This window comes from Chryseobacterium viscerum, assembly GCF_002899945.2.
GTDB classification, from domain to species: Bacteria; Bacteroidota; Bacteroidia; order Flavobacteriales; family Weeksellaceae; genus Chryseobacterium; species Chryseobacterium viscerum.
In genome coordinates, this window is the sequence record NZ_PPEG02000010.1 from 225,360 (window position 1) to 249,984 (window position 24,625).

The following is a 24,625-nucleotide window of genomic DNA, read 5'->3' on the forward strand; positions in this document are numbered from 1 at the left end:
ACATGGAAAGGGAAAAAATTGTTGCCATTGTTAATGATTTTCTGATAAATGAATTCGAGGTAGACGGAGACGAAATCAGTAACGATGCCAACCTTAAAAATACACTGGGCTTAGACAGCCTGGATTATATCGACATGGTAGTCGTGATCGAATCCAATTTCGGAGTGAAGTTAGGAGAAGCAGATTTCAAGAAAATGATAACATTTGACGATTTCTATACAACGATTGAACATAAGATTGCTGCAAAAAACGCTTAGTTATTGAGTCAATCTTTATTCTATAAAATGTGCCAATGTAATAATATCATCGTGTTCCGGTAGCGGACACTTTAAAAAAGGTATTATTACATTGGTTCTCTGTTATATTAAATTCTATCTATGAACAAGTGGAAAGGTAAATCTAAAGGAACAGTACTCGGATACAGAATATTCGTCTGGTGTATTAGAAATATCGGAATCAGAAGTTCATATGGCGTGCTTTACTTTGTGGCTGCCTATTACTCGCTGTTTCAGAAGAAAAGCAATCAATATATTCTTTATTACTTTCAGAAAAGACTGAACTACGGATACTGGAAATCTAAAGTATCTATATTTAAAAGCTATTTTACATTCGGAAAAGTTCTGATTGATAAAACTGCTATTTCTGCCGGGCTCAGAGGGAAATATACCTATGAATTTGACGGGATTGAAAACCTCAGAAATCTTTTAGCCGCTAAAAAAGGAGGAGTACTGATCAGTGCTCATATCGGTAATTTTGAAATTGCAGAGCATTTTTTTGCAGATATAGACTTCGACTGTCAGATCAATCTGGTGACTACAGATCAGGAAGTTACCGTGATTAAGGAGTATCTGGAAAGCGTTGCTGTAAAAGAGAGTAATATCAAATTCATTTATGTAAAAGAAGACATGTCGCATATCTTCGAGATCAACAAAGCTTTGTCGGACAATGAATTGATCTGTTTTACAGGAGACCGCTATTTTGAAGGATCCAAATATCTGGAAGCAGAACTCTTAGGAAAAAGTGCAAAATTTCCGGCGGGTCCGTTTTTGATAGCCTCAAGACTGGGAGTTCCCGTTGTCTATGTCTATGTGATGAAGGAGAATAATCTTCATTATCATCTGTATGCAAGAGTGGCCCAGAATATCAAAAACCGTGATTCACAAGGACTTTTACAATCTTATGTCCAGAATCTTGAAACAATGGTCAAAAAATATCCGCTTCAATGGTTTAATTATTTTGATTTTTGGGATGATGTTGATTAATTTTTCTATTTTTATCCCTTAAAACTAACATAAAAACTAACAACCATTAAGATTTACCGAGATTTAAGAGTGTCAAATAGCAGTATCGAAATAGAATTTCTTTGCTTACTGTATCAAAGTAAGCTTTAATTATCTTAAATTCCCTGTTTCTTAATTATTAAAAGCACATTCTCTTTTGAAGAAAGAATACGACATACTTGTAATCGGAAGCGGATTGGGAGGTCTTGTTTCAGCTCTTATTTTGGCGAAAGAAGGCCTGAAAGTATGCGTTCTGGAGAAGAATAACCAATACGGAGGAAATCTGCAGACTTTTTCACGGGAAAAACTGATTTTTGATACAGGAGTGCATTATCTTGGTGGCCTTACGAAAGGGCAGAACCTGAACCAATTCTTTTCCTATCTTGAAATTATGGATGATCTTGAGCTTCAGCTGATGGATGAAGATGGATATGACAGGATCAGTTTTGGAGAGAATGAAATAGAATATCCGCATGCACAGGGCTACCAGAATTTCGTTGAACAGCTTTCTAAATATTTTCCGGAAGAAAAAGGAAACCTTGAAAACTACTGCGAAGAGATTCAATATGTCTGCAGCCAGTTTCCAAGATATCATGTAGTGGGAAAAGACAATTACAACGAGGAAATCCTGCATCTCAATACCAAAAGATTTATAGAATCTGTTACCCAAAATAAAAAGCTTCAGGCTGTTTTACTGGGATCCAACTTTTTATATGCCGGAGATTCTGAAAATGTACCTTTTTATGTACACGCTTTAACGGTAAATTCTTATATTCAAAGTGCTTACAAATGCGTGAACGGAGGAAGCCAGATCTCTAAACTTCTTATCCGGAAGCTTCGGGAATATGGGGCAGAGGTCCACAAGCGTTCAGAAGTTTCTGAATTTATTTTTAATGAAAATAATGTGTTGTCATCTGTAAAAACGAAAGAAGGAAGAGAGTATGCTGCAAAACAGTTTATTTCAAATATAGAGATTCGTTCCACCATTAAGCTGGTAGGAGAGGAAAGGCTTAAGAAATCTTTTCTGAACAGAGTTTTAAGCTGGAAGCCGGTTTCATCATGCTTTAGTATTTACCTGGTTTTAAAACCTCAAAGCCTCCCGAACTTTAATTACAACAAATATCACTATTCATCAGAAGAGCAGGTTTGGAATGCATTCCGTTACCGGAAAGAAGCATGGCCGGAAACTTTTATGCTTTCATCCACCCCTTCAAAGCATCATCCCGAATTTGCAGAAAGTCTTACAGCTATTTCCTATATGGATTTTGATGAGGTTAAAGAATGGGGGAATACATTCAATACGGTAGCATATGAAGATGAAAGGGGGGAAGCCTATGAAAAATTTAAGCTTGAAAAAATTGAGAAAATGCTGGATGCACTGGAAAAGAAAATTCCTAATGTAAGACATGCCATCAAAACCATTTATACATCTTCTCCCTTGTCTTACAGGGACTATATCGGAAATTATGAAGGAAATATGTACGGATACATGAAAAGCTCGGAGAATCCTCTTAAAACAATGGTTTCTCCCCGTACCAAAATAGATAATCTGTTTCTGACAGGGCAATCGGTGAATATGCATGGGATTTTGGGAGTTACCATCGGTGCTTTTAATACCTGTGCTGAGATTTTGGGAAAGGAAACGATCGACATGCGGTTGACACAAATGATTAATAAAAACTAAAAGTGAAAAAGACTAATACTATTGATCCATCTTATAAAAGAGCTCTACTTTATCTCACTTTTTGCTTTTTTCTGGCTTCCTGTGGGATCTCAAAGTCTCTCCATCATATTCCTGAGATAAAACAGTATTCACTGGAAATTCCAGAAGTAGCCAAGATCAATGACAGTACTTTCCGTTATAATCAAAACTACCTCACAAAAAATAAACAGCAGCTCTGGGAACTTTATATCAAAGGAAATCCTTTGCAGCTGGGATATAATAATGGTGCATTGACGCAAAGTTTAATGCAGAAACAGGAAGAGATCTTCTTTTCAAAAGTAGAGGGATTTGTACCCTCAAAATTCAAACAGAGACTGCTAAGAGGTTTTCTAAAATGGTACAACAGAAAAATGTACCTCAATGTAAGAGAAGACTATCAGGCAGAATTATATGGGTTGTCACAATACTCATCTGATCAGTACGATTTTATTGCCCCAAAATATTTAAGAAACCTTTATCTGCACGGGGCTCATGATATTGGGCATGCCATGCAGGATCTGGCAATGGTAGGATGTACTTCCCTTGCGGTATGGAACGAAAATACAGAAGATGGAGACCTGCTGATCGGAAGAAATTTTGATTTTTATGTGGGCGATGATTTTGCAAAAAATAAACTGGTAGAATTTGTTCAGCCGGAAGAGGGAATCCCCTACATGTCGGTGAGCTGGCCGGGAATGATTGGGGTGGTTTCCGGAATGAATAAAGAAGGAATTACCGTAACGATCAACGCTGGAAAATCAAAAATTCCTTTGACCGCAAAAACACCTATTTCCCTTGTTACCAGAGAAATTCTGCAGTATGCTAAAAATATTGATCAAGCGATTGCAATTGCCAAAAAAAGAAAAGTTTTCGTTTCAGAATCTATCCTGGTGGGAAGTGCTGCAGATAAAAATGCTGTAATCATTGAAGTATCACCTGAAAATTTCGGTGTGTATAAAGTACAGAATACCAGCAGGGTTCTTTGTACCAATCATTTCCAGTCAGATGCCTATAAAGATGATAAAAGAAATCAGAAACATATCGAAGAAAGCCACTCAGAATACCGTTATGAAAGGCTTCAGGAGCTTTTGCAGGAAGAGAAAAAGATGACTCCGGAAAAGATAGCTTCTGTATTAAGAGACAGATCCGGTTTGAAAGGTGAAAAGATAGGTTATGGTAATGAGAAAGCACTCAATCAGCTTCTGGCCCATCATGCCATTATATTTTCTCCACAGAAAAAATTGGTTTGGGTTTCTTCAAATCCTTATCAGCTGGGAGAATTTGTATGTTATGATCTGAATGAAATCTTTTCGGACAAAGGATTGCAGCCTGATGACTTTTCAAAATCAGCATTGAATATTGCCCGTGATCCCTTCGCAGACTCTGAAGAATTCGAAAAATATGAGCAGTCTAAAATGTTGGGTAAAGAGATAAATGCTGCAGCGGACAGTAAAGACATATTATTGACAGATGACCTTATTCCTTATTACCAGTCCATGAACCCGGATTTTTGGCTGGTGTATTACCAGTCAGGAAAATATTATTTTAACAAAAAAGAATATTCAAAGGCAAAAACTGAGTTTGAAAAAGCTTTAACGAAAGAAATTACAACTGTTCCGGACAGAAAAAATGTAGAAAAATATCTGAAGAAAACTTTAAAGAAACTGAAATGATCCCTAAATATATAAAACTGCTGTTCTGCATTCCTTTCGTCATTATTATCTGCTATTCGGTGTATCTGTGTACGGTATACAGTTCCATCCCTGACGTCATCCCCATTCACGGCTATGGAAATATGAAAGATAACTATGGAAGTAAAATATTTGTTGTGTTCCCGGTACTCATGAATCTGGCCGTTCTGATATTTATCTGGTTGATTATAAGAAGACCGGATAAGATAAAATTTACTTTCGAAATAAAAGAAAACGAAAGAGAAAAAATATACCATATAACACAGCTGGCCCTGGTAATTATTGCGATATTTGTTACCATTATGATGACGCCATTAGCATTTTCTGATATTGTTTATAAATAATTGATTATGAAAAAACTTTTAACCCTTTTCCTTACCACATGGTTTCTATTATCATTTTCTCAGGACAGAAAAGAAATAGGAAAAACCTTCATCAAAACGCTATTAGTCGATAAAAACATAGAAAAAGCACATTCTTATTTTGATCCTTCTATAGCGGGGCAGATCCCGGTAGATCAACTTAAAGCCATCACAGAACAACTTCAGGGACAGATTGGAAGTTTTAAAAACATTCTTGAAGTGAACAACGAAGGAAATATTTACTATTACTATACTGAATTTGAAAAGACCAAGCTGGATGTTCAGCTTACCTTTGGGGATAACAATAAAATGCTGGGCTTTTTTTTAGTTCCTCACAAAACAGTTGAAAAGCCGGACGAAAAAACTACCTTAAAAATAAAAAGTGATGCCATTGAATTGGAAGGAACACTGCTGCTCCCTCCATCGAATGGCAAAAAGAAACTGGTTATTTTTGTTCATGGCTCCGGACCTCATGACAGGGATGAAATGATTGGAGAAAACAAACCCTTCAAAGATATTGCAGAATACCTTCTCAACAACGGAATTGCTTCTTACCGATATGATAAAAGAACCTATTCTTACCCTGAAACATTCACCGAGAAATCTACTGTAGAAGAAGAGACCATTAGTGATGCAGTAAACGCGGCTTTGTATTTTAAAAATAACACAGACTATAAAGGATATCAGATCATTATCCTGGGACACAGTCAGGGAGCTTATATGATGCCTAAAATTGCAGAAAGGGCTCAGGTTTCAAAATATGTTTTTATGGCTGGTAATGCAAGACCACTACAGGATCTCCTGGTGGAACAGTATGAATATCTTCATTCTTTAGATGCGGCTAAAGTTCCTGCTGAAGCTGTTCAGGAGGTAAAAAAACAGGTTGCATTTTTAAACTCATCTCAATTCAACCTAAATTCACCGGCATCAGAACTTCCTTTGGGGCAATCTGCAGCGTATTGGAAGTATTTAAAAGACTATAACCAGCTTAATGAGGTTAAAAAAATAAAAGCTCCGATGTTTTTTGCACAGGGTGGAAGAGATTATCAGGTAACGGAGAAGGATTTTAACCTTTGGAAAGAAACATTGAAAAATGATAAAACAGCTGAATTTAAATTCTACCCAACATTAAGCCATTTATTCATAACTGGTTCCGGAAAACCATCACCAAAAGATTATGAAACAAAAGGAAAGGTTGATGAACAGTTTTTAAAAGATCTTACCCAGTTTATTCTGAAATAATTCTCATTCTTTTTTTTGCGAAGTTGATACCAAATGAAATATTTCGTTTGGTATAATTTATTTTTTTTAAATAAATATTATTCAATTGTGTAACATTTTAGATTATTCCCTACTAACTGAAATATTCATGTATTAATATTATTTAAAAGTAATCTAAATGAAAAAAATTCGACTTAGTGTTAAACTGTTGTTGTTTTGTTCCCTTTTCGGTGCAGGTATAGTATCTGCTCAAAAATATGAACAAACAATTAAGAACTACGTTAATTCCGCTCAGGGATCATTTCAGAGAGTTAATCCGGAACTGAAAGCATTTAAAATTATTAATGTAGACCATTCAAATAGCTTAAATGGAGAGGTTGTAGGGATACAGCAAACAATTAATGGGATTCCGGTTTTTGGAAGTTCTGCCAATGTTTTAATCAGAGATGGTAAAGTTTTAAACTTTGCAGATTCCTTTATTAAGAACTATCCTTCTGCCATTAAAGGAAAAGAAACTGGTAGAAAAGAGGCTTTAGTAGCAAGTACAATTCAAAAACTGAACGGATTGCCTTTTGTAAAGAATATCGACGGGAAAGGACATCCAATACCAGTTAATGCTGTCTATTTTGCAAAAGGAGGAGAATTGATATTGGGGTATCAGTTCTATGTTGAAGAAAAAGGAACGGGTAATGTATGGAACACTATCGTTAGTACAGATGATGGTACTATTTTGTATCAGGAAAACACAACACTCTCTTGTAGTTTCCATGATGAAGCCTATGATCATCACTCCGGATCGGTTGTACAAAATATTCCAAGCTCTTTACCCGCAAATATAGCCGCTGCAAACCTACAGAATCCCACAAATTTTGTTTTAGGACCTGATAATGCTTCTTATAACGTATTTGCATTCCCTACGGAAGCGCCTACATTTGGTGCAAGAACATTGCTTACAAATCCATGGGATTTGACGGCTTCACCGGAAGGCTGGCATTCTGACGGGACCAATCATTACACAATAACAAGGGGAAATAATGCATTTGCCTATACAGATGAGAATGCTACCGATACACCACAATTTTCTCCTGATGGTGGTGCAGGCAGAGCCTTTGATTTTCCTTTAGATTTAGCCGCAGCACAGACAACTTATACTTCTGCAGCAGTAACCAATTTATTCTACACAACGAATAAAATGCATGATGTGTTTTATAAATTCGGATTTACAGAATCTGCAAGAAATTATCAGACCAACAATTTTGGAAACGGTGGAACGGGTAATGATCCTGTTCTGGCTGAATCAAGAGATGGAAGCGGGCTTAACAATGCTAACTTTAATCCGGGTGTTGACGGAACAAGCGGAAGAATGCAGATGTTTCTTTTCGTTCCTAACGGAGCACGTTACCTCTATTATAATGCACCATCAAATTATGTTGCAAGAATACCTGCAACTGCAACCGCCAATTTTGGGCCGTCAATTATTGGGAATCCTCCTGTAACGGGAGACCTGGCTCTTCCAATACCGGCAGATGCATGTACCGCAGTTGCTGCGGGCAGCCTTACAGGAAAAATCGCTGTAGTAACCGCAGCTACGTGTGGTTTTGCTGTTAAAACAAAGAATTTGCAAAATGCTGGTGCCATTGGCGTTATACAATACCATCCGGCAAGTGATACACCAGTAGGAATGGGAGGTACGGATGCTACTATTACTATTCCCACAGTGATGGTAGGAAAATCAGAAGGTGAATTCTTAGTGAATGATTTGACCAATGGTATTGTAGGAAATGCTTCATTGAAAACAGATGCCGTTTATAAAGATGCAAGTTTGGACAATGGAATTATCAGCCATGAATATGGACACGGAATTTCTAACCGTCTTACAGGAACCGGCAGTTCTTGTTTGTCATATACTACATCGAATGAGCAAATGGGAGAAGGATGGTCTGATTTCTTTGCATTGATGATGACAACAAGGCCTGGAGATACCTCTTCCATTGCGAGAGGAATTGGGACCTTCACTTCAGGAGAAGCAACAACTGGTGCAGGGATAAGACCATCGAGATATTCACCTGATTTTGCAGTTAATGACTATACTTATGGACGTACTAACGGGATGAAGGTGAACAGCAGTATTTTTGGGATTGGGATTACCGTACCGGATGTTCACAGTATTGGGTTTATCTGGGCAACAATGCTGTGGGATCTTAACTGGAAATATGTAGATAAGTATGGATACAACAGCAACGTCTTAGCAGATCCAAACAGCGGAAGTGCAAAAGTGTTGCAGCTGGTAATGGATGCACTCAAGCTGCAGCCATGTAATCCTACATTTGTACAGGGAAGAGATGCAATTTTGGCTGCTGACCAGGCATCTACAGGAGGACAAAATAAGTGTATGATCTGGACTACGTTCGCCAAAAGAGGACTCGGTGTCAACGCTGCGTCAGGAGGACTTAGCGGATTATATATTGGAGCTAACAATGCCGCCCCGGATTTAAGTGATCAGGTGGAAGATTTTACAGTTCCTGCAGAATGTTTGGCATTAGCGGTAAAAGAAGTCAATAATTCTAAAGGAATATCAATTTATCCAAACCCTGTAAGAAATGAATTCACGATAAAAACTCCTTCTGATGCCAACCTATCAGGAATTACCACGGTTTCTATTTTTGATTTTACAGGAAAACTGATCTCCAAAGAAAGTATCAATCTTAACAAACAGAATACAATCAGCGCAGAAAAACTAATCAATGGTGCTTATATTGTGAAAGTGAGCAATGACTCAATTGATTATTCTCAAAAGATTATCGTTTCTAAATAGGAAATTATAATAACTAATTGTGTTGAGCCTGGAATTTTATTCCGGGCTTTTTTAATTGTTTTCCGGACTTACTTTATTCAAAAACAAAAAGACAGCTACTCCAGACAAAGCAGAAAGTGTAGTACTTAAAATAAAACTGCCAATGATATATTGCAGCAGATTGTTTTTGATCAGTTCAAAATTTAAATCCTGGCTTAGAATATCGCTGTCACCACCTACAAATGGGGCTCCGAGAAATAGAGAAGCAGCAATGATAAAAGGAATAAAAGGAGGAAGGCTCACATTGGAAGCTACAAAGGCAAGTACTTTATTGAGCTTAAAGAGCACCGATAAGCTGATGACTAAAAGCGTCTGGAATCCCCAGAAAGGAGAAAACCCGATAAAGACTCCCAATGCTATGGAAAATGCTTTTGTACGGTTGCTTCCGTCACTTTCTAAGACATCTTCCTGGATGAATTTTTTAAAGCTTTTTTTTTTGAAATTATTCACGAAGTTTCTCGGAATAATATAAAGCAAAGTGATCGTTACCAGAATTGTATTCAGAATGCTGATCCTTGTAAAATCTTTGAAAGGCCTGAAATGCGAAACACGTTCTGCCGGATCATACAAAACTTTGATTGGGATGTTTTTTACCGGAACATGCCTCCATGCTGTTCTTACAATGATTTCGATCTCAAACTCAAACTTAGGAGTAAAATATTTCTTTGGAATTTTATGTAAAGGATAAAGCCTATAGCCAGACTGCGTATCTTCCAGCTTGATGCCGGTTTCAAACCAGAACCAAAAATTAGAAAACCTGTTTCCGAAACTGCTTTTTTTAGGAATGCCGTCCTGAGACATATTTCTGTTTCCGATCAGAAGAACTTCCTCTTTTTCCTGAAGAAGAGCATCTACAAATACCGGAATGTCATCCGGATAATGCTGTCCGTCTGAATCTATTGTAATGGCATAATCATACCCAGATTCCTTTGCTTTTCTAAAACCTGTTTTAAGACCATTTCCTTTCCCTTTGTTCTCCGGTAAGGATATGACTGTGATCTGAGGGTATTGAGCAAGAATCTGAGGGGTAGAATCTGTGGAACCATCATTGACCACAATAATACTTTCGGTGTAGTTGATAACACCGTCAATAACCCTCTTCAGGGTTTTTTCATTATTGTAGGTAGGTATTAAAACGCATATCTTCTTTTCAGAAATTGCATTTTGTACTTCAGCAAGGGACATTCTTTTATTTTAAAGTGGCTCTTTCCGTCTCTGTAATAGTTTTAGACTGCATAGCAAACCTTTTGATATAACCTTTTAATGCGGTATTCTGTTTGCTGTAATTACTTAATAGGAATGCTTTGTCATCTTTCAGACTTCCGCGGTATCCTACAATTTTAGGGATATTTTCCTGAACACTTAATCTGATCAGACGAAGTTCAGCATTGCTTGGGTTGCTTTTGATAACCCCTTCAAGACTTGTAGCTCCTGTTTTTACCAGTGATTTTCTGTTGCTTTTGGCAATTTTAGCTTCCATAATCTTCGCCGCGGCTTTATATCCAAGAGTTACTGCATCAGAACCAGACTGTTTTTCCGCCGTTTCAATGAAGGTCGCTGTATTGGTATTGGATTCGTTGGCTTTAGCGTAGCTGTTTCTCAGTGTTTCAAGATCAGACTGAAAGAAAAAAATAAATGCTGTTACGAATGATAAGATAAGTTTCATGACGGTATTTTTTTATAGCTTACAGACAATTTCAATGCAATAGTCTCGCCAAAAGAAGTTATATTTTTTACTTTAACATCCTCTTCATTTTTGTTAATATCCAGCTGAAGATGTAAATCCGGAGTCTCAAAAGGATTGATGATCGCCATGAACTTTACATTCGATGCTGTTTTTAAGAATAATTTCGAACTTGTAAATTCCTCAGTAAGTTCTTTGATGATCTGCATCATGCAAACACCGGGCGTTACCGGATTTCCTGGGAAATGGCCCTTGAAAATATCATGATCTTTATTGAGGTTGATGTAGGCAGTAAACTTTCCGTCTTCTGTCTTCTCGTATGATGTTAACGTATAAAAGTCTGTAAGAATGGTTTGCATGATCTTATTTTTTAAGATTAAATGTACAATACACTTCAGTTTGAAAATAACACTCGTATGTTGTACCGTTTTTCCTGTTGGAAATTATTCCGTTTCGGTTATTTGAAATAGTTTTATATTGATCTTAAAATCTTTGTGCTGTAGATGTAAGCTATCCGCGAAGATATGCTTTTTTGCATCAAAAGTAAAATCGATTTTTTCCTTATTATTTTTCGTGTAAATGATCTGTTTCAGTAAATTGTTTTCCTTATTGAAGAATAAATAATAGCTTTTATTCTCCATTTTTGAAAGATAAATTTTAGCATTGTCATTCTCAAAACTTTCGCTCACCGGATACTGTCTTTTCAGAAGCTGCTGGAAATCATTCTTCAGAAAATTGATGACAATTTTTTTATCCAGATCAGGAAGAACATAATTCAGTTTGAAGTCATTTTCAGAAACCTCAAAATCAATCAGTTTATTCCCAAAATCTGAAGTTAAAGCGACACGATGTGTTGTTTCATTCAGTTTTTTGATGATCAGAATACCGCTCACATGGTTTTTATAAATATCCATCTGGCATTTGTATACATAATCTTCGCCGGTAGAGAAATATAAATTTTCTACCATTTTTTCAGAGGTAGAAACCGGCATGACACCAGTCAGCTGATAGCTTTTACAGGAAACAGCCAGAATCAGGATAAGGCTATAAAGTAAACTCTGACGCAGGAATTGAAGCATTGATCTTGGTATTTTTGAAAACAATATTGGTAGTATCTCCGGATGCCTCGGTCATATTAACCTGGGAAACCGTCGACTGATTCTTTGGGAAATACAGTTCGATCTGTTTGATATATTTCAATAGCTGAGAGGTTTTAGGAATAAACTTCGCGACATTGTAATTTCCGTTCTTAAAATACGTTACCGTAAATTCAGGATCATTGAACATCGTTCCATTTGAGCTTCCTACAATCAGCTTATTGATTTTTTCAAATGTTTTGCTCTTGGCATCTACAGACGATTTTTTCCCCTGATCATTGATGAAGATTTTATTGCTTTTAAAAACAATACTGTACTGATAAGGCTTGGTATACTTCCAGCTCAGCATATTGGGAGTCTGCAATGACATTCTTCCATAGGTAACAATGCTTTTATCCAGAAAGTCCATCTTTTTGGTCTGGGTAAAATCACTCTGTAAAGTTTTGATCTCCTTCGTATCAGAAGAAACCTTCGATACAAATGCTTTGGCCTCAGCTCCTGACATGGGCGTATTTTGGGCCAAAAAGAATCCTGAGATCAGTAAGAATGCTCCGAGAGCTATATTTTTAATCATTTTTCTTTGAATTTATAACTGTATCAACAGTAAAGGTTGAATATTTTTTATCCTTCAAAAATACTAATAAATCTGCCAGAACACGATAGGTCTTTTCAGAGGTATCATGAAGGAGAATAATACTCCCTTTTTTCAAACCTTTGGTAACTCTGCTGTAGATTTTCTTTTCATCATCAATGATGGTGTCTAAAGACCGGACATTCCATCCGACACTTGTTTTATGGGTCCTTTTGATCGCTTTGGCAATATTGGGATTCGTTACCCCAAAAGGAGGTCTGTAAAGATGGGTTTTTATATTTCCCGTATTTTTCATGACTTCATCACACTTTTCAATCTCCTCAATCATTTTTGAAGTGGATAAAAAACCAGTAGAATTGGAATGTGATAAGGTATGATTTCCGATAGTATGACCTTCTGCAATGATTCTCTGAAAGGTTTCAGGATATTTTTCAATCTGTTTCCCGATACAAAAAAAGGTTGCTTTTACCTGATGTTCCTTAAGTAAGTCTAAAAATTTCGGAGTAAACTCAGTAGGGCCATCATCAAAAGTAAGAGCTACTTCTTTGATTCTGGTGCGTTTATGAGTAATGCTGTTGACGAAATATCCCAGTTCAATATCAAATGAACCCCAGACTACGACCGCAGAAAAAGCAAAAAAACAAAACAGATATACCCAAAAGCTTCCATGAAACGCATAAATAAAAACGTTGCAGAAAAGATAGAACAGGATGAAGGGATAATGTTTCATTGCTGAATACTTTTATATTGTTAAACTTTCTGGATGTATAGCCATTTTGTCATTCTGAAGATAACGAAGCGAAATGAAGAATCTATCATGTAAAAGTAGAGATTATTCCTTCATCAGAATGACAACAATACTGTTTTAATTGTAGGGTAAGCGCTATTGACTTTTTGCCAATTAAGCCTTTTCCAATAATACCAGACTGTGATCACTCCCCGCCAGATGATTGTAAAGAAGTACATACTTCACGCTTTCCTTTTTCTCTTCATTGATCATCATCACTTCCGGAATTTGTTGTTCCTTAAGAATATGACAGGCTATAAAGGTAGAAAAACCACTGGCTGTATTGAATTCTCCACTCAAATGTTTATAATACAACTGTGATGAAGCTGGAAACAGATCTGCAGCTTTCGTATAATAAACATCAGAATCTGCATCTCCGCTGAATCCTAGAATAACAGCATCAATATCATGATGGGAAAGATTGTTTTGAGCTAAGAAATTTTGGATAAAATCCTGAACTTCAATCAATTCAACTTTGTTACTGATCTGAATATTTTTAAGCTTTGCGTAAGAATTTTCAGTCTTATCTTTTCCTACAACAAAAAAGCTGGCACCTTCGCCCCAAATCACTCCATCAGTAGATGAATTCAAATAATCGGCAGGAAGATCTTCTTCTTTTTTTATGATATTATTTAAACAATAAAGTTCCATTGTTCTGTCTGTCTGCTCATCTGTAGAGCCTACAAGAACATTTTCAGCATCTCCGTCATTGATCTGAAGCTGAGCATCCAATAATGAAAACTCCAGAGAAGAAGAGGTATTCACATACGTGAAGTTATAAGCATGGCATTGCAATCCAAGAGCAATCTGTCCTGCTACCGTGTTGTGGGTAGACTGGATAAAGAAGGTTGGAGTAAGGAACTCTTCATGATTATCGATCACATTTTTCAGGAACTTTTCAGAATCCTGTGAGCAGCCCATTCCAGTCCCTACAATAATGGCATCAGGTTGTTCAATACCTGCTTCTTTCAAAGCGTTTTTTGATGCTACAGAACTCATTTTTACCGTTTTGGACATTCTTCTGATCATGGCAGGCGGAATGAACTCTTTGTAATGAGGTTCTATTGCTTTGATGATGTTTGAAGAATTTTTCGGTGTAAGATTCTGAAGGATATTTTCGTTTAACGTGTCCTGAACAGAGATACAGGATGCACTGTTGATGTATACTGCACTCATGATTTTGAGAAAATTAAGGTGGAACAGTTTCCTCCAAATCCAAATGAGTTGGAAAGCACATGATTGATGTTTTTCTCTTTCAATTCGGTAACAGGAGTAAGATCAAACTCTTCCATTTTTGTTTTGAAATTCAGGTTCGGGAAAATAATGCTGTTCTGCATGGCTAAAATTGAAAATACAGCTTCAATTCCGGCCGCTGCGGCCAAAGTATGTCCTGTAAACGCTTTTGTAGAGCTGAATTCAGGAACTTTATTTTCACCAAAGATTCTGATCATAGCAATTCCCTCAGACAAATCATTATTGGGGGTAGCCGTTCCGTGAACGTTGATATAATCTATGTTTTCTTTAGTTAATCCAGAGATTTTCAAGGCCTGCTGCATGGCTAAAAATGCTCCCTGTCCGTTTTCAGAAGAGGCGGTCTGATGGTGTGCATCATTAGCATTTCCGTATCCGGAAAGATAAGCCAGAACCTTTTTATTTTCTTTTTTGACTACTTCTTCGGACTCAAGAACTAAGAAAGCGGCTGCTTCCCCAAGGTTAAGTCCTTTTCTGTCGTTGTCAAAAGGAGTATTGTAAGAATCCGTAAGAATCATCAGGGTATTGAATCCATTCAAAGTAAATTTTGAAAGAGAATCTGTTCCCCCAACAATGACACGGTCCAAAACTCCGTTTTTGATCAGTTTGGCTCCCATCATAATAGCATTGGCTGCCGATGAGCAGGCTGTGCTGATGGTGGAAACCATGCCTTTTAATCCCAAATAATCAGCAATAGCCAATGAGGAACTTCCGGCATCGTGAGCGTCAATATATTTTTGCTTTTCAGGGAAGTCTTCGTAAGAGTAGAAGTATTTTTCAGTGATATCCATCCCGCCTACACTGGTAGAAGAGATCAGTCCGGTTCTGTAACCATTGATATCTGAAATTCCTGCACTTTCTAAAGCTTCTTTCGCAGCAATCATTCCCAATAGAGAAGTCCTTGTTACGTTGTTGTCTTCATCAAGCTGAAGTTTCTGTACAAGTTCTTCGTTGGATAATTTTATTTCACCCGTTTTAATGATTCCGGCGTGACGGGTTTCAAACATTTCGATGTCTGAAATTCCATGTTTTCCGGATTGTAATGAAATAAAATTTTCCTCCACATTGTTTCCGATGGAGGAAATGATGCCCATTCCCGTTATGGCAATTTTTTGACTCATTGTATTAAATAATGTAACAATATACCAATCTAACAATATTGGTATATTGCTAGATTGAATGAATTATTTTGTTCTGTTTTCTTCGATGAATTTTGCCATCGTATCGATAGATTGAAAAATTTCCTTTCCTTTTTTAGGATCAGCTAATTTTATTCCGTAGTCTTTATCAAGAAGAACAATCAGTTCCAAAGCATCAATAGAGTCTAGTCCCAATCCTCCTCCGAATAAAGGATCAGTATCTTTGATTTCTTCTATAGATACGTCTTCAAGATTAAGGACTTCAATAATTTTGTGTTTCAATTCTGTTTTTAAGTTTTCCATAATTAAGTTAATTTTCCAGAGTATCAAGGCATCAGCTTATCAACTAAGCCTGAAGCATTGCTACGCTGTTATATTATTACATTTTTATAAGGTTAGCAAATATACAAAAGCTTTATAATTTTCCTGATACAATTCTACCCAGCCACATAATACTTTGTCAGCCTTTCCGGACTGCAGGATTTGTTCAGAATAATCATTTAAAAAATTTTCATCAAATTCGTCCAAAACGAAAAAAGCATTTTCTGTCTGCATTTTATGTTTAATGCTGATTTCGCCTACACAGATATTGGGTAAGGTGTAGACAAAAACTGCAGGACTTGGATAGAAGTTATCCTGATCATTGATGCTTTCCTGATATTTGAAATCGGTATCCAGACTGGATGCTCTGTTGGCAAAAACGATAGCCGTTCTGCTATGATCTTCCTCTTTCAAAATGGTTTCAGCGGAAAGAAAAGCGAGCTTACTCAGGTTATCCATTTTATGAAACTTTGGATAGCTGAGGTCTAAACTTTTATACGCTTCTTTGGCAAATTCCTGAAAGGTTTCGCTCTGACTTTCAAAAATGATATTTCCGTCAACGGTTATTTTTGAATGTTCTATGGTACAGCTGTTTATTTTCTTCATCACGTTCATTTTAACATTTTTCCAAAACAACTGCTGCATTGCAACCTCCAAAACCTGAAGCTGTTTTCAGAATATATTGTACTGCTGCAGATTGGTTTTCTTTGATAATATTCAACGGTTGGGATACTCCATTTTCTTCAAAATTCTTGGAAGGAAGCAGCGTACTGTGAAGAGCACTTTCCATAGAAATAATGCTTTCAAGAAGTCCGGATGCACCCAGACAGTGTCCGTAATATCCTTTCATGCTGTTCAAAGGAACATTTTGAAGCTCCATTCTGTTGAAGGCAATAGCTTCCATTTCATCATTATATAAAGTTGCCGTTCCGTGGGCAGAAATAAAATCAATTTGTTCTGCAGAAACTTGCGCTTCGGTCATTGCATTTTTAATACTGGCAAATAAACCGTCTCCGGTTCTTGAAGGTCCGGAAATATGGTTGGCATCATTCACGGCAGAGTCTCCGAGAACTTTAAATCTGAATTTTTCATTTTCAGAGATTTTTCCTTCGTCAGAATGACGGCTAGTTATATAGATAGCTGCAGCAGCTTCACCGATATTGATTCCGTCTCTGTTTTTATCATAAGGCTTGCACGGGCCTGATCCTATAGCCTGGAATGAATTGAATCCTGAAATAACAAATTCAGAAAGCTCATCACCCGCAATCACAAAGGCATCTTTATATTTTCCTGCCTGGATCATATTCTTGGCAACTGCAATGGCCATTACCCCGGAAACACAAGCATTGGATACGACAATAGGTTTTGTTTTGAATCCAAAAAAGTCTGCTATTTTCTGTGCTAATTTTGATAAATAAACGCCTTCCGGTAGCTCAGACTGGTTTTTTAGCAGGCTGATGTTTCCTTTTGTCGTTGAAAGAATAAAAGCGGTGTTTTCTGATAGGGTGTTTTTTTCAACAAGAGGCTGTAAGCTTAAAAGAAGCATCTTCTCCAGTCTTGTGAAATCAATAGTATTCTGAGTAAAGAATCTGTTGAATTCTTCATCCAGTTTTTGAGAATCAATCATGGAAGCATAAAAAGCCTCCTGATTGTCTATAATTTTATGTAAAGCAACTCCTGATTTGCCTTCTAAAAGGGCTTTCCAGTTAGAATCTGCATCGAAACCTAAGGGAGTTACACAATTGTAGTCTGTGATATAAATTTCCTTCTTCATGATAATCCCATTTTGTCTTTCCAGTTTTGAAAAAATTCCGGATTGTACAGGCATAAACCTCCATTGCTGTCCAGAAATACCTGGATCGTTTCACCGCTGCATACCAACTTGTCTTCCTGATTGAAAATCTCATATCTGTAGATAAGCTTGGCAGAAACAGAATTGATAAACGTCGTTACAATCCTGAAGGTTTCTCCATATTTTAAAGGAAGAAAATGTTCACAGGTACTTTTTACAATCGGTGTTACATATCCTTCATTCTGAATGTCAAGATAAGTGAGACCGTGTTGGCGGCCAAAAGCTTCTCTTCCGTCTTCAAAATAAACGATATAATGTCCGTGCCAGACAATTCCCAGTGGATCTGTCTCATTGAATCGTACTCTGACTTCTTCAGTACAGGTTAATATATTTTCTTTAGACTGCATTTTGTTTTCTTTCGTAAAAAATGGAAATAGATACGGTGGCAATATAAAATAATAATAAGAATACCAACTCTTTAGCAATTCCACCAATGCCGCTGTTTCTTAAAATAATATCGTAATAAGCATTCAATCCCCAGTTCATGGGAGAGAATTTGGCTACGGTCTGCATAAATTCCGGCATTAAAAATACGGGAACCCAGATTCCTCCGATGGCTGCTAAAACTACTACAGAAGTTGCTCCGAATGGGGCAGACTGTTCCTGTGTATCGGCAATAGTTCCCAGTAAAACTCCGAATCCGATGGCGGCCAGCCCCGCAAACAGCGTTACTATTATAAGCTGGAACATTTTTCCGGACACATCAAACGCCGGAAGATCCATATAAGGGAACAAATAAATTCCCACCGCTACCATCAGTAAAAACTGAATGATACAGATGATCAGATAGGTAAAAGTTTTTCCTAAAATATGTACAAAATAGGGGGTAGGGCTTATTCTCGCTCTTACACTTGTTCCCTGGCTTTTTTCTTTAACCAAATTGATGGATAAAGGAACTACAATAAAGAAGATCGCAAAAAGAGTCCATGCAGGAACGTTGTGCTGAACAGAATTCGGCATGACATCCATTGCTCCTTTCTTGGGTGTGATTTCTTTAAAGCTGATCAGGTTTTTATTTTCGTCAAGATTCTCCGTCGTTCCCAGCTGATCCTGGAATGCTTTGTAGATCTTTTTATTTTCAATCTCAAAAACCATTTTATTGACTGAATTCATCACTGAATTTTTGAATCCCGCATTGGTAGCCGGGTCAAAGTATAAATGAATCTCTTTTGTCTTCGGAGCAATGGCTTTTACTTTTGCAGAATCTCCTTCCAGACCAAAAGAACTTACAATGGTCTGAACTTTAGAATCAATATTGGAATTTAAGTCTTTCGTTAAATTTTCAGGAATGACAATTGCCATCTGATAATCTCCCGAAAAGACAGCTTCCTGAGCAGATTTTTCATTGAAATTGGTCAGCAGCTGGAAGGTTTTACTGTTTTCCAGTTCCGCTTTTATATTTTTTGAAACTTCAGATTGATCCTGATCTATAAAAATAATCGGGATTTTTGATCCTTCCAGGTTTTTAAAAGTAGAATCCTGAATAAGGGTAATGGTTACAATCAGAAGCAACGGCATCACGAAGATGATGACGATTCCTCCAATATCTCTTTTCAAAAGAAGAATTTCTTTGATAAAGCTTCTCCACAGTTTATACAACAACATCTCTTAGTTCTTTTCCGGTTAATGAAATGAAAACATCTTCAAGGTTTTCCGCATTGGCGATCTGTGCAACAAGTTCTTCAGGAGTTCCTACTGCATGAATTTTTCCATGGTCGATGATGGCAATTTTTGTACAGAACTCTTCAGCTTCCGACAGGTGATGGGAAGTATAAATAATGCAGGTTCCCTGTTTATTTAAATCCAGGAGATAGTCAATAATGGCTTTTTTAGACTGAACATCTACTCCTACAGTGGGTTCGTCTAAGAATAAAACATTAGGATTGTGAAGGGTTCCGGCGATGAGGTTGCATCGGCGTTTCATTCCTCCGGAAAATTGTCCTACCTGCTTATTAGCAAATTTTGAAAGTCCCATAATTTCCAGGGATTCATCAATTGCTTTTTTAAGCTGGTTGTGCTTCAAACCATACAGACTTCCGAAAAACATCAGATTTTCTTTGGCTGTAAGAGTAGGGTACAAAGCATATTCCTGCGGAACAATCCCTATGATCTGCCTGATTTTGAAACCATCTTTCTGTGGAGACAAACCATTGATGGTAAATTGTCCTGAAGTAGGTTTTATCAATCCAGAAAGCATAGATATCAGAGTCGTTTTTCCGGCGCCGTTAGGTCCAAGAATTCCGTAGATGTCATTTTTATTGATATTCAGAGAGATATCATTGACAGAAAAATCATCAGAATTTTTGTACTTCTTGTATAGGTTTTTGATCTCAATCATATTTTCTGCCATATCAGATCGCTTTTCTCAGTTTTTTATAGAAAGCTTCTTCCAGATCTGCAATGTGCAACATCGTTTTTGAAAGTTCATTATAAATATTGCTTTTTGAGTTTCTGTTTTTGTAAACTCTGGCAATATCCACTGCAAAATCTCTCCAAAGGTCACCGATAGAAGTAATTTCTTTTGATAATTCTTTCAGCTCATCATTTTTAAGAATGACAGAAGCTTCCTGAAGAAATGCTCCATAGATAAATCTGAAACCTCCGCCTCCGGTCCCGATTTCTTCCTGCATTCTGATCAATTGTCCCAAATAATGGTTGGTGACTTTTGTTCCCTTCTTTTCGGCCCATTTCGGAATGCTTTTCGCCACCCATCTCATGGCTTTTACTCCGATAAGCGGTACCGGTGCCAGCATATTTTTGCAGGTGTCTTTGATTCCTTTTTTTATGGCTTCTTCAAGATTGATGTTTTCAGGAACATAAACAGGATAATACATGTGCCCTTTTGGTGGCAGTGCTCCTTTAGCATATCTTACTTTTTCCAGTTCTGCTTCAGAAAGGGATGTTGTATAATCCATTACAGGATCACTGATCAGGAATTTTCCGTCTTCCTTTCCATATACCACAAGATTGTGGGCATTGAAGTGGAATTTGTACTCCTCCGGGAAGTAGGTAAGATTGAAAACGCCTACCTGAAGTCCTGTAGGTATATTTTGATCCAGATTTCTTTCAAGAGCTTTTTGGGCATCTTTAGGATTTGAGAATTTTTCTCTTTTGATTTTAATTCCTAATCTTTTGGCTGCTTTACTGAAAATAGCACCCGGCATCGGACGATAGCTGAAGCCCGGAGCAAAATTTACCTTTAAAAAAGGAAGATAGACAAAAAACAATCCTGAACCGATCCCGAAGATCATCGGCTCACTGAGTTTCAGGCCTTTATTAAGCAGTAGATTAGAAGCAACACCGTTTTCGCAATGCGCAGTCTGATGGTGTTCAAAGTTTAATTTCATTTGCAGATTGTATCTTTTCATTGGTCAAATGGAATCCGGCACTTTATATAGGCCTTATTTCATTTATTTTCCGTTGAAGTTTTTTAATTCATCCACTGAAATTCCGAATGCATCGGCATATTTTTTCAGTGCAGTTTCGCTTAGTGTTTTGAATATTCCGGGTTTAAAATGTCTTTTCACCCTCCATTGCCATATTCCTACATAAGAAGCAAGAACAGGCGGGTCCATTTTATTCAGTTCCATAAAATAAACGATGGGACTTACTATATTATTGGCAACATTTTGTTTTGCTTCCTCAATTCTTTCATAAATGAGTTCCATCGATTCATCCAGAGCAGCTTTCTTGGCATCCCAGCCTGTGCTGTTTGCTGTCGTGTAGTTGTCATTCTCATCCGTTACATACAGAACTTCTGTCATGTTGGCGGACTTCAGGTTACTTTCGTCTTGAGGCAGGTCTTGTTTTTTCATCTAAATAATGTTCATTTTTTTAGATTCCAGATGAAATAAGGTTCACCTGTTTTTGATTCTTTTAATCAGGTGGCTAAAATAGTGAAAATACATTATATGTAAATCATATTAAATCTGAGGGAGTTATTGCTTTGAAAATGAGGTTGTATCAAAAATATTCTACAGATCCTGATGTCCAAATGCAATTATGTTAAATTACGAATACCTATAAAATTTTGTTAATTATTGGGGAATTATTTATTATTTGATTGTTTTATCTATATTTGTTCCTGTTAAACAACAAAAACTAATAATCAAAAACAAATTAAATTTCATGAAAAATTTAAAGTTACTTACAAAGAATGAGTTAAAACAAGTGAAAGGAGGAATTACTGTTTACATTGCATGTGCTAACGGAACCAGCGGCCAAATACGTAATGTGAATGTGAATACTGATATTGCTACTCCTGCAGAGCAGATTTGCGGAGGGAATGAGTATGAAGTGATTATCTAAGGAGGTATTCAAGACATTAGATTACATCTAATCCTACTTTTACGGTTTTATAAAAATAAAACTTTCAAGTAAAAAGTTATAGGCGGGACAGAAATGTTCCGCTTTTTTTGTGCTTTAAATTTCTTTCTCCCTGATGATCAGGGTTTCACAGATTGGTAGAATGTTTCACGTGAAATAATTCATTGTATGATGAAATTTTTTATTTGTATTGGCTTGGTTATCAATTGTTTTGTAGCAGGCTTAATTGATTTGAAAATAAAAAAAATAAATGTTTTTATGGTAAGATCATTGTAATCAATTCAATAGGAGTGAGCTTTAGCCAAAACCTGTTTTTTAAACACCAATGCCACTAATGAATTACACAAATATTCACGAATCTATTGAAAGGATTGAATACGGAATGGTTTAAAAACAAAAAAGCTGTACGTTGTGTACAGCTTTTATGATATGTTGAATTGATCTTTACGACTTTACTTCCTGAATAAACAGGTTGATTTCCGCTCTGATCAATAATTCATCATTATGAAATGTTTCACAGAAGATGTGGCAGATGTTTTCAAACTGTGAAATAAGTGAGGCTTTGGAAATAATTTTATCATTCACTTTTGGAAGGGCAAAAACCTCAATTTTCTTGATATTAGTAATAAAACCTATCACTTTGGTATCTGCTTCAGGATTTTCAAAGAAGCTTTGTCCCAGGATGGATGAGCAGGTTTGTGCCAGATTTTCAATTAGGCCGGCTTCTACAAATTCATTGTTGTGAACAAATATATTGTCTTCTTTTATTTCAAAGGAAGTCACTACTTTTTCTTGGGTCAGCTCCAGGATATAGTCTGCCATAAGCATCGGTTCACGATGTGGTAAAAAGTTGTGTATATTGATGATATTCTCTTCCTTTATTTCCATTTTCAGTTTATTTTACAGCGGTTTTCATTTGAGATTTTGCAATCACTTCACCGTTTAGTTTGGTAACGATATCTACCAGTGTAACTCCCATTACTTCATTGAGGATGGTTACCTCAGATTTCAGCTGGTCACCTATTTTGGGCAATATTTCAGCTTCAAAAGATTTGATGGCTCCAATATATCCTGTAGGAGCATCTTTCCCCAACAGATAATATTTATATCCGGTGTGCAGGGCAACACTCTGTGCCTGATGCTCAATCAATCCGGAAGCCTGAAATAATCCGTCCTGGATGAAAAGACTGTCTTCTTTGATCTCAAAACCGGATAAGAGATGACTTTCAGAATATTCTGATAACTCATGCACCATCACAAAAGGGAACCGTTGCGGAATAAGGCTCTCTACAAAGTCTTTATCAGATGTAGGCAGTTTATTTTCCATTAGCAAACTGTTAATAAGGCACAAGAATAAGCGAATCTTCCACTTTCAGGAACACAAAGAAGTACTTTTTCTCCTTTTTTCAATGTCCCGGAGTTCATCAATTCTTCAAGAGCAATAAATATAGATCCTGCTCCGATGTTTCCAACCTCAGAAAGATTGTAGAACCATTTTTCTGCAGGGAAATCCATTCCTTTTTTAGCAAATTCTTCTTTCAGTCCGTCTTTAAAATATCCTGAAGAAATATGAGCCAATACATGATCAATTTTTTCCGGATCCAGATTGTGTTTGTCAAAAGAAGATCTTAAACTTTCTGCACCTTTTACAAGGATATATTTATCAAGGATTTTAGTATCCTGTTTGATGGCAAAAATAGATTGCTTCAGCCACTCGTCAGAAGGGTAGTCTGCCCATGATTTCAGGCTTCCGTCTTCCAGTTTGTCACATCCTGCATACATACATGCCTCGATTTCGTGAGCATAAGAATAGAAATCAATGAATTCTACCTTTAAAGAAATACTGTTTTCTCTTGGCTTATTCTCCAACAGGAAAGCTCCTGCTCCGTCAGAAAGCATCCATCTCAGGAATTCTCTTTTGAACGCAATAATAGGTCTTTCTTCCAGTAATTTTAAATTTTCAGCCTCGTGGTTGAATTTATCAGCAGTCATCCATGCAGACATTCTTTCGGAACCTGCACATACTGCATTTTCCTGTACACCGGCTCTTACAGAAAGGAATCCATAGTTCAGGGCATTCATTCCTGAGTTGCAAAGACCTGTTGAAGTATTAATTTCAATAGATTTTCCGATGTTCAGTTCACCGTGAACCATAGAAGCGTGAGAAGGCTGTATCTGGTCTGGTGAAGTAGTTCCTACGGATAATAACTTCATATCTTCCTTTTTGAAATTTTCATCAAAAAGTCCTTCAACTGCTTTTGCAGTAAGCTGCGCATTAGAGTGTGTAGGATTTCCTTCTTTGTCTAAAGCGTAGTATCTGGTCGTGATTTTATTATTTCTTAGGATAAGTGATTTTGCTTTAGATGGCGCATCATTGATAAGCCCAAGATAAGTCTCCATTTCATCATTCGCTACCGGCTCATTGGGTAAGTATTTTGATGCTTTTGTTATAAATACGTCGTACAT

General features: G+C 36.9%; 27 protein-coding genes. 8 read left to right on the forward strand and 19 right to left on the reverse strand.

Annotated elements, in window-relative coordinates; translation table 11 throughout:
* The first annotated feature begins 2 nt into the window (after positions 1 to 2).
* From C1634_RS22155 to C1634_RS22185, 7 genes are all read left to right on the forward strand, one after another.
* Positions 3 to 257: an acyl carrier protein gene (locus C1634_RS22155; protein WP_103232891.1), complete on the forward strand. Its 255-nt coding sequence runs from the start codon at positions 3 to 5 to the stop codon at positions 255 to 257.
* 120 nt (positions 258 to 377) lie between these two features.
* On the forward strand, positions 378 to 1,262 hold the full coding sequence (locus C1634_RS22160; RefSeq protein ID WP_103232885.1) for an LpxL/LpxP family acyltransferase: 885 nt from the start codon (positions 378 to 380) through the stop codon (positions 1,260 to 1,262).
* A 175-nt stretch (positions 1,263 to 1,437) separates the two neighbouring features.
* Positions 1,438 to 2,964 (forward strand): phytoene desaturase family protein, encoded by a 1,527-nt coding sequence (locus C1634_RS22165; protein WP_103232884.1) that lies wholly within the window; start codon positions 1,438 to 1,440, stop codon positions 2,962 to 2,964.
* A gap of 2 nt (positions 2,965 to 2,966) precedes the next feature.
* Entirely contained in the window at positions 2,967 to 4,655 is a 1,689-nt protein-coding gene (locus C1634_RS22170; protein ID WP_109739139.1) for a C45 family autoproteolytic acyltransferase/hydolase, read from the forward strand.
* Positions 4,652 to 5,017, forward strand: coding sequence for a hypothetical protein (locus tag C1634_RS22175; protein WP_103232882.1), 366 nt, complete (start codon positions 4,652 to 4,654; stop codon positions 5,015 to 5,017). Before C1634_RS22170 ends, C1634_RS22175 begins: the two co-directional genes overlap by 4 nt.
* A 6-nt stretch (positions 5,018 to 5,023) precedes the next feature.
* A complete protein-coding gene (locus C1634_RS22180) occupies positions 5,024 to 6,277 on the forward strand; it encodes an alpha/beta hydrolase (protein ID WP_228410134.1) in 1,254 nt (417 codons plus the stop codon).
* A gap of 157 nt (positions 6,278 to 6,434) precedes the next feature.
* Positions 6,435 to 9,071, forward strand: coding sequence for a T9SS-dependent M36 family metallopeptidase (locus C1634_RS22185; RefSeq protein ID WP_103232880.1), 2,637 nt, complete (start codon positions 6,435 to 6,437; stop codon positions 9,069 to 9,071).
* Between the two features lie 51 nt (positions 9,072 to 9,122).
* Here the strand turns inward: C1634_RS22185 and C1634_RS22190 are convergent, their stop codons facing one another.
* The 16 genes from C1634_RS22190 to C1634_RS22265 form a co-directional block, all read right to left on the reverse strand.
* Positions 9,123 to 10,295, reverse strand: coding sequence for a DUF2062 domain-containing protein (locus C1634_RS22190; protein ID WP_109739140.1), 1,173 nt, complete (start codon positions 10,293 to 10,295; stop codon positions 9,123 to 9,125).
* A 4-nt stretch (positions 10,296 to 10,299) separates the two neighbouring features.
* The gene (locus C1634_RS22195) at positions 10,300 to 10,776 is read right to left on the reverse strand and encodes a hypothetical protein (protein WP_109739141.1); all 477 of its coding nucleotides are present in this window, start codon (positions 10,774 to 10,776) and stop codon (positions 10,300 to 10,302) included.
* Positions 10,773 to 11,153: a 3-hydroxyacyl-ACP dehydratase gene (locus C1634_RS22200; RefSeq protein ID WP_103232878.1), complete on the reverse strand. Its 381-nt coding sequence runs from the start codon at positions 11,151 to 11,153 to the stop codon at positions 10,773 to 10,775. Before C1634_RS22200 ends, C1634_RS22195 begins: the two co-directional genes overlap by 4 nt.
* Before the next feature lie 84 nt (positions 11,154 to 11,237).
* Positions 11,238 to 11,873 (reverse strand): hypothetical protein, encoded by a 636-nt coding sequence (locus C1634_RS22205; protein ID WP_109739142.1) that lies wholly within the window; start codon positions 11,871 to 11,873, stop codon positions 11,238 to 11,240.
* Positions 11,839 to 12,465 (reverse strand): LolA family protein, encoded by a 627-nt coding sequence (locus C1634_RS22210; protein ID WP_103232876.1) that lies wholly within the window; start codon positions 12,463 to 12,465, stop codon positions 11,839 to 11,841. Before C1634_RS22210 ends, C1634_RS22205 begins: the two co-directional genes overlap by 35 nt.
* Entirely contained in the window at positions 12,458 to 13,213 is a 756-nt protein-coding gene (locus tag C1634_RS22215; RefSeq protein ID WP_109739143.1) for a polysaccharide deacetylase family protein, read from the reverse strand. Before C1634_RS22215 ends, C1634_RS22210 begins: the two co-directional genes overlap by 8 nt.
* Before the next feature lie 171 nt (positions 13,214 to 13,384).
* Positions 13,385 to 14,446, reverse strand: coding sequence for a beta-ketoacyl synthase N-terminal-like domain-containing protein (locus C1634_RS22220; RefSeq protein ID WP_103231428.1), 1,062 nt, complete (start codon positions 14,444 to 14,446; stop codon positions 13,385 to 13,387).
* Positions 14,443 to 15,642, reverse strand: coding sequence for a beta-ketoacyl-[acyl-carrier-protein] synthase family protein (locus tag C1634_RS22225; protein WP_103231427.1), 1,200 nt, complete (start codon positions 15,640 to 15,642; stop codon positions 14,443 to 14,445). Before C1634_RS22225 ends, C1634_RS22220 begins: the two co-directional genes overlap by 4 nt.
* 63 nt (positions 15,643 to 15,705) lie before the next feature.
* The gene (locus C1634_RS22230; RefSeq protein ID WP_103231426.1) at positions 15,706 to 15,963 is read right to left on the reverse strand and encodes a phosphopantetheine-binding protein; all 258 of its coding nucleotides are present in this window, start codon (positions 15,961 to 15,963) and stop codon (positions 15,706 to 15,708) included.
* Between the two features lie 84 nt (positions 15,964 to 16,047).
* Positions 16,048 to 16,587 carry a 3-oxoacyl-ACP synthase gene (locus C1634_RS22235; RefSeq protein WP_103231432.1) on the reverse strand — a complete coding sequence of 180 codons (540 nt, stop codon included), beginning with the start codon at positions 16,585 to 16,587 and terminating at the stop codon, positions 16,048 to 16,050.
* A gap of 10 nt (positions 16,588 to 16,597) precedes the next feature.
* Positions 16,598 to 17,755, reverse strand: coding sequence for a beta-ketoacyl synthase N-terminal-like domain-containing protein (locus C1634_RS22240; protein WP_109739144.1), 1,158 nt, complete (start codon positions 17,753 to 17,755; stop codon positions 16,598 to 16,600).
* Positions 17,752 to 18,180, reverse strand: coding sequence for an acyl-CoA thioesterase (locus C1634_RS22245; RefSeq protein ID WP_109739145.1), 429 nt, complete (start codon positions 18,178 to 18,180; stop codon positions 17,752 to 17,754). The genes C1634_RS22240 and C1634_RS22245 overlap by 4 nt, the downstream gene beginning before the upstream one ends.
* Positions 18,170 to 19,438 carry an ABC transporter permease gene (locus C1634_RS22250; RefSeq protein ID WP_103231423.1) on the reverse strand — a complete coding sequence of 423 codons (1,269 nt, stop codon included), beginning with the start codon at positions 19,436 to 19,438 and terminating at the stop codon, positions 18,170 to 18,172. Before C1634_RS22250 ends, C1634_RS22245 begins: the two co-directional genes overlap by 11 nt.
* Positions 19,425 to 20,183: an ABC transporter ATP-binding protein gene (locus tag C1634_RS22255; protein ID WP_103231422.1), complete on the reverse strand. Its 759-nt coding sequence runs from the start codon at positions 20,181 to 20,183 to the stop codon at positions 19,425 to 19,427. The genes C1634_RS22250 and C1634_RS22255 overlap by 14 nt, the downstream gene beginning before the upstream one ends.
* Position 20,184: 1 nt before the next feature.
* The gene (locus C1634_RS22260; RefSeq protein WP_103231431.1) at positions 20,185 to 21,180 is read right to left on the reverse strand and encodes a BtrH N-terminal domain-containing protein; all 996 of its coding nucleotides are present in this window, start codon (positions 21,178 to 21,180) and stop codon (positions 20,185 to 20,187) included.
* 63 nt (positions 21,181 to 21,243) lie between these two features.
* Complete coding sequence (locus tag C1634_RS22265; RefSeq protein ID WP_103231421.1) at positions 21,244 to 21,648, reverse strand: hypothetical protein; 405 nt, start codon at positions 21,646 to 21,648, stop codon at positions 21,244 to 21,246.
* A 313-nt stretch (positions 21,649 to 21,961) separates the two neighbouring features.
* Between C1634_RS22265 and C1634_RS22270 the strand changes: the two genes are divergently transcribed.
* Complete coding sequence (locus C1634_RS22270) at positions 21,962 to 22,141, forward strand: bacteriocin (RefSeq protein WP_123921544.1); 180 nt, start codon at positions 21,962 to 21,964, stop codon at positions 22,139 to 22,141.
* A 462-nt stretch (positions 22,142 to 22,603) separates the two neighbouring features.
* Here the strand turns inward: C1634_RS22270 and C1634_RS22275 are convergent, their stop codons facing one another.
* From C1634_RS22275 to C1634_RS22285, 3 genes are read right to left on the reverse strand one after another with little or no spacing between them, the layout of a single operon-like run.
* On the reverse strand, positions 22,604 to 23,047 hold the full coding sequence (locus tag C1634_RS22275) for an ABC transporter permease (RefSeq protein ID WP_103231419.1): 444 nt from the start codon (positions 23,045 to 23,047) through the stop codon (positions 22,604 to 22,606).
* 7 nt (positions 23,048 to 23,054) lie between these two features.
* Positions 23,055 to 23,486 (reverse strand): hypothetical protein, encoded by a 432-nt coding sequence (locus tag C1634_RS22280; protein ID WP_103231418.1) that lies wholly within the window; start codon positions 23,484 to 23,486, stop codon positions 23,055 to 23,057.
* Positions 23,486 to 24,625: a beta-ketoacyl-ACP synthase III gene (locus C1634_RS22285; protein ID WP_103231417.1), complete on the reverse strand. Its 1,140-nt coding sequence runs from the start codon at positions 24,623 to 24,625 to the stop codon at positions 23,486 to 23,488. Before C1634_RS22285 ends, C1634_RS22280 begins: the two co-directional genes overlap by 1 nt.